This is a genomic window from Commensalibacter sp. A3DC (assembly GCF_047307945.1).
Taxonomy (GTDB): Bacteria; Pseudomonadota; Alphaproteobacteria; order Acetobacterales; family Acetobacteraceae; genus Commensalibacter; species Commensalibacter melissae.
In genome coordinates this window covers 1-11,620 of sequence record NZ_JAXOQA010000056.1, presented here as the reverse complement: position 1 = coordinate 11,620, position 11,620 = coordinate 1, and the positions used below count along the sequence as shown (strand labels likewise).

9 protein-coding genes are annotated in these 11,620 nt (G+C 36.5%); 2 read left to right on the top strand and 7 right to left on the bottom strand.

The window, feature by feature from the left end; all coding sequences use genetic code 11:
* The coding region (locus U0839_RS07065; RefSeq protein ID WP_413550367.1) for a DEAD/DEAH box helicase at positions 1–1,277 on the top strand (1,277 nt) is incomplete at its 5' end.
* Positions 1,278–1,343: 66 nt separating this feature from the next.
* Here the strand turns inward: U0839_RS07065 and U0839_RS07060 are convergent.
* The 7 genes from U0839_RS07060 to U0839_RS07030 all read right to left on the bottom strand — a co-directional run bounded on the left by U0839_RS07060 (position 1,344) and on the right by U0839_RS07030 (position 8,458).
* Positions 1,344–1,784: an SUF system Fe-S cluster assembly protein gene (locus tag U0839_RS07060; RefSeq protein ID WP_155565353.1), complete on the bottom strand. Its 441-nt coding sequence runs from the start codon at positions 1,782–1,784 to the stop codon at positions 1,344–1,346.
* A gap of 43 nt (positions 1,785–1,827) precedes the next feature.
* A complete protein-coding gene (locus U0839_RS07055; RefSeq protein ID WP_155565352.1) occupies positions 1,828–3,075 on the bottom strand; it encodes an aminotransferase class V-fold PLP-dependent enzyme in 1,248 nt (415 codons plus the stop codon).
* Between the two features lie 12 nt (positions 3,076–3,087).
* Complete coding sequence (gene sufD, locus U0839_RS07050; protein ID WP_155565351.1) at positions 3,088–4,344, bottom strand: Fe-S cluster assembly protein SufD; 1,257 nt, start codon at positions 4,342–4,344, stop codon at positions 3,088–3,090.
* Positions 4,337–5,119 carry a Fe-S cluster assembly ATPase SufC gene (gene sufC, locus U0839_RS07045; protein ID WP_122123487.1) on the bottom strand — a complete coding sequence of 261 codons (783 nt, stop codon included), beginning with the start codon at positions 5,117–5,119 and terminating at the stop codon, positions 4,337–4,339. The genes sufD and sufC overlap by 8 nt, the downstream gene beginning before the upstream one ends.
* 8 nt (positions 5,120–5,127) lie before the next feature.
* A complete protein-coding gene (gene sufB, locus U0839_RS07040) occupies positions 5,128–6,615 on the bottom strand; it encodes a Fe-S cluster assembly protein SufB (protein WP_413550366.1) in 1,488 nt (495 codons plus the stop codon).
* A 38-nt stretch (positions 6,616–6,653) separates the two neighbouring features.
* Positions 6,654–7,076: an RrF2 family transcriptional regulator gene (locus tag U0839_RS07035; protein ID WP_110438929.1), complete on the bottom strand. Its 423-nt coding sequence runs from the start codon at positions 7,074–7,076 to the stop codon at positions 6,654–6,656.
* Positions 7,077–7,174: 98 nt separating this feature from the next.
* Complete coding sequence (locus tag U0839_RS07030) at positions 7,175–8,458, bottom strand: DUF445 domain-containing protein (RefSeq protein ID WP_196424846.1); 1,284 nt, start codon at positions 8,456–8,458, stop codon at positions 7,175–7,177.
* A 126-nt stretch (positions 8,459–8,584) separates the two neighbouring features.
* Between U0839_RS07030 and U0839_RS07025 the strand changes: the two genes are divergently transcribed.
* Complete coding sequence (locus tag U0839_RS07025) at positions 8,585–11,410, top strand: phosphoenolpyruvate carboxylase (RefSeq protein WP_413550365.1); 2,826 nt, start codon at positions 8,585–8,587, stop codon at positions 11,408–11,410.
* Positions 11,411–11,620 lie beyond the last annotated feature (210 nt).

Genomic DNA, 11,620 nt, shown 5'->3' with positions numbered 1-11,620 from the left:
AGCCTACGGAAATTCAGGCAGCTGTCATTCCCATGGCTTTGCAAAAAAAAGATATCGTTGGGATAGCCAGAACCGGTACCGGTAAAACCGTCTCTTTCACATTACCAATTCTCGAGATGCTTTCCCAGTCCAAGGGACGTGCAAGAATGCCACGCGCTTTAATTCTAGAACCCACTCGTGAATTGGCACTTCAGGTTGCAGATAATCTTAAATTATATAATAAATATGTAAAATTTTCTCATAGTTTACTCGTTGGTGGCGAAAGTCAGTCTGAACAGAAAGAAAAACTTCGACGTGGAACCGATATTATTATTGCAACACCGGGTCGATTGATTGATTTGTTTGATCAGGGAGCAATTTTACTCAATCAGATTCAGATACTCGTCATTGATGAGGCAGATCGTATGCTCGATATGGGTTTCATCCCAGACATTGAAAAAATTGTTTCCTATTTACCCCAACAAAAACAAACCCTGCTTTTGTCAGCTACGATGCCCCCAGAAATCAAAAGATTGACAAATTCTTTTCTTGTAGATCCAATTGAAATATCTATTTCACCACCTTCATCAGTAGCCTCAACTATTGAATCGAAAGTTATCATCGTTCCTGATAACAAAAAAAGAAAAATTTTACGCACTCTTTTACAGCAGAAAAATGTAAAAAATGCAATAATTTTCTGTAATAGAAAAAAAGATGTTGACATTTTAACTCGTTCCCTGAAGAAACATGATTTCAAAAGTGCCTCTCTTCATGGTGATATCGCACAACATCATCGAACCCAAACGATGGAAGATTTTAAAAATGGAAAAATTCAGTTCCTCGTTTGTTCTGATATTGCCGCACGAGGAATAGATGTTGAAAATCTAACGCACGTTTTCAACTTTGATATACCTCTTCAACCCGAAGATTACGTACATCGCATTGGAAGAACAGGAAGAGCAGAAAAAACGGGTTATGCTTATAGCCTTGCAACACTTGAGGAAAAAGAGTTAATTGTAAATATCGAAAAACTTATAAATGAAACCATTCCCGTTCTTGATATTAACGATTTTATGAATACCTCTAAAGAAACAGATAATTCAACAGATAAGAAATTGGTTAAAAATAAAAATTCTCGTCAACAAAAAACCAAATCTAGAAAGGCGGATAATAAGAATTTGATTGAAGTTGCTCCACGTATTCCTCTAACACATGCATTAATTGATAACGATACACCTGTTATTGGATTTGGACAATTTGTACCTGCCTTTATGCTATCGCCGTTTCGTAAGCTTTAAAAAAAGAAACTGAAGATAAATAACATTATTATTTATCTTCAGTTAAAATTTAAACCGATATGAATTTCAGAACATATTCAAGGTTAGTCGAGCTTCATCGCTCATTCTTGAAGGATCCCAGGGAGGGTCCCAGACAATTTCCACCTTTACTTCGGTCACTCCTTTAACTTTTTCAATAGCTTGCTGAACCATGACGGGTAATTCTTGCGCACTTGGGCAATTGGGCGCTGTTAAAGTCATTTCAACTTGCACCTTTCCATCATCATGTAAATCGATAGCATAAATTAATCCCAAGTCATATACATTAACTGGAATTTCTGGATCATAAATTGTTGAAACAGCATCAATAATTGCATTTTCATCAATTTCTTCCTTAGGATTGTTAATCTGTGGGTTTGAATTATCCTCAGGTTTCCAAGCCTCGATATTTTCTTGATTAACATCAGATTCAGATGTAGATACTGCTTTTCCAATATTATCTGACCTTTTTTGATCAACATTATCCATAAAAAACTCTGCCATTCATATAATTATGGGTAAAAAATCTTTATCAATGATTAGATCTGTGAAAAAAATCAATAATCATATTCAATCCATCCACAAATTTATCGATCTCATCAAAAGTTGTATAAACTGCAAAACTAACCCGCGATACACTTGTATAACCAAATTTTTTCACTAACGGTTCAGCACAATGCTGACCTGCACGAATGGCGATACCATTTTGATCCAACAGGGTTGCAATATCATGAGCATGAATATCCTTTATCGAAAAAGAGATTACCCCTCCCCTTACAGATGATGATCCCAATATAGATAAACCAGGAATATTCCTCATTTTAATCAGCGCATATTCAACCAGATTTTTATCATGCTGCATTAAAATATCATATCCGATAGATAAAACATAATCTATTGCAGCCCCCAAACCGATCACCTCAAGTATGGGTTGTGTACCGGCTTCAAATTTAGTAGGAATTTTTGCCCAGGTTGACCGTTCAAAAGTCACATTCTCAATCATGTCCCCTCCTCCCATAAAGGGAGGCATTTGATCCAGACATTCTTTTTTTCCCCATAAAATGCCAATACCCGTAGGACCGTAAAGTTTGTGTCCTGTAAAAGTGTAAAAATCTATATCAAGATCCTGAACATTAACCGATTGATGAACAATTCCTTGACTGCCATCAACAAGAATTTTGGCACCATTCTTGTGTGCCATCTCAGCCAGCATTTTGATTGGATTAATCGTTCCCAACACATTGGACATATGGGTTACAGCAACCAATGCAATATCATTTTCAATTAAAATTTGTTCAAATGCCAATATATCGATATCACCATTTTCCAATATCGGTGCAATGTATAAATGGATCCCTAATCTGTCACGCAACATTTGCCAGGGAACAAGATTGGCATGATGCTCCATTTCAGTTATTAAAACACCCTGCCCCTTTTTTATCAGACCTCCATAGGAAAAAGCTACAAGATTGATCGCTTCAGTACTATTTTTAGTAAAAATCACTTCATCGGACGTAAATGCATTTAAAAAACCGGCAATTTTTTTTCGGACTGATTCATATTGATCTGTAACAGCCTCACTCATGGCATAAATGCCTCGATGCACATTTGCATATTGCGTATATGCGGCGTTTTGCATCGCTTCAATAACCTGTATTGGTTTTTGGGCTGATGCGCCACTATCCAAAAATACAAAATCTTTACCGTGAATTTTTTGTTTTAAAATTGGAAAATCATTTCTAATTTGCTCAATATTAAAAGAATAGACAGGGTTAGACATCGCAATCACTTTTCAAGTTGAGGCGGTTACGTAATAATATAATAAATTCTGCAATAGGGTATCTTCGATCTTTTCAATAGACTCGTTAACAAATGCATTAATCAACATTTCTCTGGCCAATTCATAAGAAATTCCACGAGACATTAAAAAAAACAATTGTTCTTGGTCCAATGCCCCTATTGCTGCACCATGGGAACATTTAACATCATCTGCATAGATTTCAAGCTCAGGTTTAGTATCTATTTCCGCTTTATCTGACAATAATAGGGCTTGGTTTTGCTGCTGTGCATCCGTTTTCTGGGCTAAACGATTGACTAGCACCTTGCCCTGATAAACCCCATGACTGTTATCAGATAGGATATTTTTAACATTCTGATTGGATTGACAATGTGGAACACTATGAACCACTTTTGATGCAATATCGGCATGCTGTTGACCTGACAAAATCTGGACAGCATCAAAATCTGCCTTACTCCATTCTCCGGCCAAATCAATATTCAGTTCATAACGTGAAAATCTGGAACCTTTATTTAACAAAAATTGCTGATAACATGCATGATCAGACAATTTAACATAATTACTAGAACAATTATAGCTTTCTGATAATGTATGGTTGATAATGGTATAGTTTAGTTTAGACTTTCTTCCCAGTTCTATTTCATGAACGGAATTTGCAAAATAAACACCTTTTCCATAATTTATTTCAATTACAGAACATTTATTTTCTTTCTCAATATAAAATGAATACTTTGGTGAAAAAAACAGTTTTTCAGTTGTTTCAGCTTTCCCTAGATTAATACATAAAATTGTCTGATCATTGAAATTTTTATTACAATTAAATTGCAAAACGGGATTTTCAACAACTTTGTTCAATGCCGTCAAAAAATCATCGTTCGGAATTGACCAACCACTTTTGAAATTCTTATTTAAAGAAAATTCGTTTGAATGAAGACTAATTGTTGAAAAAGTCTCTAGATATTGACCATTATAGGTGATTATTCTAGGTAAATTTAGCAAATCTACGGTTAATATTTCTTCTAAGGCCCTATGAACAAACGCTTCATCAATGACAAAATCACGCGAAAAATCTGTTTTTTGCAACCATTTCAAATCGCTGTATTTCCAAGCTTCAGTTTTACGTGTCGGGAATTGAAGAGTCAGCAATTTATCAACAATATTTCTCTTGTCTTGTAAATATTCAGATAAAGACAACCTATTTAATATTTCCAACCAATTTTCACGCTTGTTCATCGCGGTGACATTATTCATCAATTTCATCCAAAAACCGTCCGTAACCTTCTTTTTCAAGCTGAAGTGATAAATCAGCTCCTCCAGTATGGATAATGCGACCCCTTGCTAAAATATGGATATAATCAGGCTTGATATAATCCAATAAACGCTGATGATGAGTGATAATTAAAGAGGAAAATTCTGGAGATTGAAGAGTATTAACTCCTTCTGCGACAATACGCAGCGCGTCAATATCTAACCCACTGTCAGTTTCATCCAATATTGCAAAAGATGGTTGCAGTAAGGACATTTGCAGAACCTCATTTCGTTTTTTCTCACCTCCAGAAAAACCGACATTTACATTGCGTTTAAGCATGTCTGTTGGAAATGAAAGCTTTTTTGCCAACTGACGGGCCAGTTTAAGAAATGACACCGCGTCAAGTTCTTCCTGTCCTCGCGCCTTACGAACGGAATTGGTTGCTGTACGTAAAAAATTGGCATTATTGACCCCAGGCAGCTCCACGGGAGACTGAAAGGCAAGAAACAATCCCGCCACGGCTCTATCATCAGGAGACATTTCCAGAAGATTCTCCCCTTTAAACCATACCTGACCAGATGTCACTTTATAACTGGGATGACCAGACAAGACATAGGAAAGCGTTGACTTACCAGAACCGTTAGGTCCCATAATAACATGAGTTTCACCAGCGGGAATTGATAAATTGACACCTTTTAAAATTTGCTTTGATCCATTTTCAACAGTGTCATCAATAACGGATGCATGTAAATTTTTTATTTCTAATAACATATTCATAGTTTAAACTAACCCACACTTCCTTCAAGACTTATCTGTAAAAGCTGTTGCGCTTCTACAGCGAATTCCATTGGAAGCTCTTTTAAAACATCTTTACAAAACCCGTTCACAATCAATCCGATTGCCGCTTCCTTGGTTAATCCACGCTGTTGACAGTAAAATAACTGTTCTTCGGAAATCTTCGAAGTTGTCGCTTCATGTTCAATTTTGGCGGAACTATTTTTACTTTCAATATAGGGAACTGTATGTGCACCGCAATTATTTCCGATCAGTAAACTGTCACATTCAGTGAAATTGCGACTGTTTCGGGCTTTTGGCATCATTCTAACCAATCCACGATATGTACTGTCAGATTTTCCTGCACTAATGGTTTTTGCCAAAATGATGGAACGTGAATTGGCTCCTATATGAATCATTTTTGTACCGGTATCAGCCTGCTGATATCCATTTGTTACCGCTACAGAATAAAATTCCCCGATTGATCCTTCCCCTTGTAAAATGCAGGAAGGATATTTCCAGGTAATTGCCGATCCGGTTTCAACCTGTGTCCATGAGATACGTGATCGTACACCACGGCAAGCACCACGCTTGGTAACAAAATTGTAAATTCCCCCCTTACCATTTTTATCACCCGGATACCAGTTTTGTACTGTGGAATATTTTATAAAAGCCTCACTCATGGCCACAAGTTCTACAACAGCAGCATGCAATTGATTTTCATCCCGTTGAGGAGCTGTGCATCCCTCCAAATATGATACGGTAGAAGCATCATCAGCAATAATGAGCGTACGTTCAAATTGTCCGGTATTTTTTGCATTTATACGAAAATAGGTTGAAAGTTCCATAGGGCATTTCACACCTTTCGGAACATATACAAATGAACCATCCGTAAAAACAGCGGAATTCAAGGCTGAATAAAAATTATCTCCCTGTGGCACCACACTACCAAGGTATTTTTTAACCAAATCTGGATAAGATTGTATAGCTTCTGAAATTGGACAAAAAATCACTCCCGCTTTCGCAAGAGTTTCTTTAAACGTCGTGGCAACAGAGACACTATCAAAAACTGCATCAATGGCAACAGGTACAGTCTCTCCATTTTCCGGTTTTTCAACCCCCGCCAAAATTTCCTGTTCTCTTAAGGGTATACCCAATTTTGCATATGTTTTTAACAATTCGGGATCAACCTCGTCCAGAGACTTTGGTCCTTTTTTCTTTTTTGGGGCTGCATAATAATGCAAGTCCTGGAAATCAATTTCAGGATGTTTGAACTTACCCCATGTTGGAGCCTCCATGGTCATCCACATCCGATAGGCTTTCAAACGCCATTCCAGCATCCAATCAGGCTCATTCTTGCGAGCAGAAATTGAACGGATAACATTTTCATCAAGTCCCTTGGGTAGGATATCCATTTCAATATCCGTTTCGAACCCCCACTTGTAGGTATCTGTCTTAAGCTGCTTCAACAAGGCCTCATCTTGGACATGTTTATTCATAATATGCTCTGTTTCTAAATGTTCGTTTCTTGAATTTGTTAATTCTTATTTAAGTCAAATCTGGCAGAACTCTTTTTTAAATCTGCCAAAGTTAAAGTTTCAAAAACATTTTTTATTTGATAATTCAATATTTCCCATTTTCCATATAAAATACACTCTTCATTCTCAATACGACAATCATCCTTTTTACAATCAACCAACTTAATGGGTCCCTCAATAATTCTAACAACCGTAGCAAGAGAAATTTCACTAAGCTCATTCAATAGATAATATCCACTTCCCGGTCCTCGCGAAGATTTTGTCAAGGAAGCCCTGGTCAGCATTTTCAGTATCTTGGCCACAGTAGGTTCAGGAATATGTGTTCTCGCAGCAAGTGTGGATGAAGAGACAACAGTTTTATATTGATCAAGGCTTATGATAATAATCGTTGCATAATCAATAAGTTTGGATAGTTTCAACATAATTTATCAATTCGATCAAATAAAACATATTATATAGGACTATATAAGTCCATTTTTATCGATTTAAAAGTTTTTTTTATTTTTTATAATACAACAGTTTAAGGATTAAAAAACAGTTTAACAAATAAAAAAAAGATTATTCCGATTGAAAAACCTACAATAGAACCATTTATCCGTATATATTGCAAATCCTTGCCTATTCGACATTCAAGTCGATCAACCAACGCTTGACTGTCCCATTGTGAAACAGCAGTTTCAGTAAAACGGATCAACCCTTCCTTAAAATTTGGTAATGATCTTGAAATAAGTTTCAATATCGCCTTGTTTATTTTTTTTCTGATTTTGGGATCTTTTTGTAGCAGTTCAGAAAAATAATGAATTGAATCAATAATCACGTTCCTAAACCATCCATCTTCATTCCTGGCATCATCGTGAATAAATTTTCTAATTTTTTTCCAAAGATTTTCACGCCATTCCTGTATACTTTCATGATTTACAATTTGTCTAAAAGCTTCAGATATATTTTTGATACGTTCAGGGTCATTCTCAATTTTATCAATTTCATCCTTTATCCACTGGCCGATTTTTTCTCTTACAGCATCATTATGTGGATCTATCCGATCCATTTCCTTATTTACAGCGACCAAAACTTTTGTCGCAATTGAATCACCGATCATCCATCCCAGAAAACGACCACCCTGTTCTTCCACTCGACTATGAATCATTTCCCTGAGACTTGATTCCTTTTCTTTAAGCGTTTTTTTAAGAATTTCCAAAATGAATGAAATTATGTCTTGATGCTGATCAATATCAAGCATTGTTCTTATGATTCTACCGATAAAAGGTGAGATTGATTCTCCACTCAAAAGACGATTTATAATTTTTGTTATTAAGTTGCTGATCCGACCATCTTCAATCCGATCAAGAAAATCAGGAAGAGATTTCAACAAAATACTGCTCAGATATTCAATATTCTCTGTTTTGTCCAAATATTTTCCCAAAAAACTTGGAAGATCCATTTTTTTCAAAATAAGTGTGATGTCTTTTTCAGTAAAAATATACTGAGCTATAAACCATCCCAACCCGTATCCTAGACGTTTTTTTTGTTTTGGTAGAATTGCGGTATGAGGAATGGGCAAACCCATGGGATGTCGAAATAATGCTGTCACCGCAAACCAATCAGCACATCCACCAATAAATCCAGCCTGGCTACCAGCCAAAATCAATTCAACCCAGAAATTATGTTTGATTTCTGTATAAGTCGTCAGATAATAGCCTAATAAAGTTATACATCCCATGATTAACAGCAAAAAAGTTGCCAATCGATGATAGCGTAGGAAAATTATTTTTACGTGGTCATCCGAACTTGAAACTTTATTCATCGCCTTCAACATTTTTTCGTGTAATTATTGTTATCGTGAATTTATACCTTTTATTTCTCTTTATAATAATTAATCATATTAAAACAGATTTAATTATATGAAACTAGTAATGGATAATTTTGGATCATGACGGAATCAACGAACTCCTCTTCCCAGATACTTGATGAGCTGCTGCAGTTAACCAATCAATTGAGATCAAAAAAAGATCACCAACCAACAGAAAATCCTGTCCTGACCTTAGCACAGAAAATTAACCAAAAATTAGAGTCAAATGATCTCACTACAGAAAATCTCAAAGAAATAATCCAGAAATTAAGAGATTCCGCTTTTTTGTCACATGCCAAACATCTGCAAAAATACCTTTACAATCCCACTAAAGATAATATTCGGCAACGTATCGAAACCGTCATAAAAAAATTGATCCAGCAATCCGATTACGCAAACGAAAAAAATAAGGAAACAAGTTTTGAAAATTTCAAGAAATTAGTTGAAACTACCAAATTCGCCGCAATTTTTACGGCACATCCAACCTTTTCCCTTGCAAATCCAGTTTACACAGCCTTGGCAGATATGGCCAGTCATCCTATAGATGATGACATAGATATTCCCTTTTTTACGACTCACAGACGATCTGCCCCCCCTGATTTGAAAGAGGAACTTCAACTTGCAAATAATGCTATTATTAGGGGACGAAACGCTTTAGATCTGTTCAATTATACACTTTTTGAGACAGCGAAGGAATATTGGCCTGACCATTGGACCAATCTGAATCCCAGTCCAATTTTACTGAGCAGTTGGGTAGGATATGATACGGATGGCCGAAGCGACATAGGCTGGTGGGATAGTTTACTCATACGCCTACAGATGAAAAAACTACAATTGGAACGTCTATATCAGCAATTAGACAACATCCCAAATGGTGTCGACCAATTAAAAAATACTGTTGCAATTGCCCTAAACCATGTCAAGGATCAAATTCATAACTGTCCTTTAAAGCCTGACCCTGATCAGTTTTCAAATTTTTCCCGATTATTGATTGAAAACCGTCATGAATCAATTCTTTCACACGATCAGCTTCTTCCTCTTTTTGATCAAGCCATAAACGATGTTGATGATAATTTCATTATTGATTTATTGATCGCGAAGGCGGGTTTTGTCACTCATGGTTTAAGTCTTTCACATTCCCATGTTAGACTTAATTCCACCCAAATTCACAATATGGCCCGTCAACGATTGGGAATAACCAGTAATCCTGAAAATCCTTCTCATACAAGAACGCTTTTTAATACGATAAATACAGCCTTGGATAAAATTGACCCTGTTCCTGTGGATTTCGGTGCTTTGCTAACAGAAAAAGCCTCGGCAAGCATATTAATGATGCTGTTAACCCAGATATTCAAACATATTGATAGCAAAACCCCTATTCGCTTTTTAATTGCCGAAACAGAAAGCGGTTTTACATTACTTATGGCCCTTTGGCTTGCAAGATTATTTGGGATTGAGAAAAATATCGAGATTTCGCCATTATTTGAAACAGATTATGCCCTCAATCATGGCGACAAGATTATTGAACAAGCCCTGCGATCACCGCATTGGCGTAATTACTTGAAAAAAACGGGCAAGTTATGCCTGCAATTTGGGTATTCTGATTCCGGCAGATTTATTGGTCAAATTGCAGCCACATATCAGATTGAAAAATTACGAAAAAAAATTGCAAAACTTTTGGCTAAATATCAATTATCAAATATTCAACTTATTCTATTCGATACACATGGCGAAAGTATCGGTCGTGGTGGTCATCCATTCAGCATGCAAGATCGTCTGGAATATCTATCCCCAAAAATTACTGAGCAATATTTTCATAAACTTGGTATACGAAGCAGACAAGAAACGGCTTTTCAAGGTGGAGACGGATATTTACTTTTTGGCACACAATTGCTGGCCAATGCCACAATCAGTATCATAGCAGAGCATATCTACGATTTTGATAAGGTTGACCATGATCCCATCTATGATGAAAAAGATTTTAATGCAGATTTTTTTTCAACAATCAACGCATCCATGAATGAATTGATTAATGACAAGGGATATGGAACCTTGTTAAGCACATTTGGTCCCTCCCTCATTGATCAAACGGGGTCAAGACCGGCAATTCGCCAAAATGATACAGCAGCGGGAAGAAGTTACATAAAACATCCTAGGGAATTGCGTGCTATTCCTAACAATGCAATTCTACAACAATTGGGTTGGTGTGCTAATGTACTTCAAGGTTTGGGGACCGCAATGTCGGCCAACCCCGATACATTTGAAGAAATGTTGACAAACAGCAAACGGTTCAGGCAATCCCTCGATTTTGCCTTTCATGCCCTTAAGCACTCCGATGCATCTGTCTTGAGAGCCGGAATCTATATGCTTGATCCCGGCATCTGGCTAGATCGGGCTGCAACTGAAAAAAATCCTGTGATACAGGAATCCTATATGGCGCTGGCAAACGGATTGCAACGACTAGATTGCTGGTCGAGTACCCAGGCAACTTTTCATCGCATACAGAAAGATCATATTATTCTTCTGTCAATTTGGAAAAATACGCCAATCATGGATGATAAGGAAATCCTGTTACATGCTATCCGATTGGCATTAATTGAAAAAATCTGGATGTTATCAACCAAGATTCCATATTTCTCTCCATTTAACGGTTATAACAGAGAACATTTGGATATTAAAATCTTGTGTTTGGAAATACCCTCGGTTTTGCATATGCTCGTCAATCATATCTTTCCACAAGCATCTGAACATGTATCCGATCTATATTTTTATGAACCAAAAGGTCCAAGAAATGAAGGTGCATATGCAATGGATGACCGTCAAATATTTAAACCCATGCAATATAATTTCGATTTGGTCAGGGAAATTTCAATCGCTCTCATTCATCGATTACATGCATTCGGATAAATAAAAGATAATAATAAATCTATTGTTTTAGTAAAAAATCGTTTACACTATACAACAAGATAGTTTTGTTCAAGGGAGTAACTTATGTTTTCTTTAATTGGCGCTATTATTGTTGGGTTTATTATTGGTGGTATTGCAAAATTACTTATGCCTGGAAAACAGCCAGGCGGATTTATTATCACCGTTCTTTTAGGAATTGCCGGTTCCGCT

Excerpts from the sequence above, each read along its gene's own strand:
- U0839_RS07060 (WP_155565353.1), bottom strand. The coding sequence starts at position 1,784 with ATGGATAATGTTGATCAAAAAAGGTCAGATAATATTGGAAAAGCAGTA.
- U0839_RS07055 (WP_155565352.1), bottom strand. The coding sequence starts at position 3,075 with ATGTCTAACCCTGTCTATTCTTTTAATATTGAGCAAATTAGAAATGAT.
- sufD (WP_155565351.1), bottom strand. The coding sequence starts at position 4,344 with ATGAATAATGTCACCGCGATGAACAAGCGTGAAAATTGGTTGGAAATA.
- sufC (WP_122123487.1), bottom strand. The coding sequence starts at position 5,119 with ATGAATATGTTATTAGAAATAAAAAATTTACATGCATCCGTTATTGAT.
- sufB (WP_413550366.1), bottom strand. The coding sequence starts at position 6,615 with ATGAATAAACATGTCCAAGATGAGGCCTTGTTGAAGCAGCTTAAGACA.
- U0839_RS07035 (WP_110438929.1), bottom strand. The coding sequence starts at position 7,076 with ATGTTGAAACTATCCAAACTTATTGATTATGCAACGATTATTATCATA.
- U0839_RS07030 (WP_196424846.1), bottom strand. The coding sequence starts at position 8,458 with ATGAATAAAGTTTCAAGTTCGGATGACCACGTAAAAATAATTTTCCTA.
- U0839_RS07025 (WP_413550365.1), top strand. The coding sequence starts at position 8,585 with ATGACGGAATCAACGAACTCCTCTTCCCAGATACTTGATGAGCTGCTG.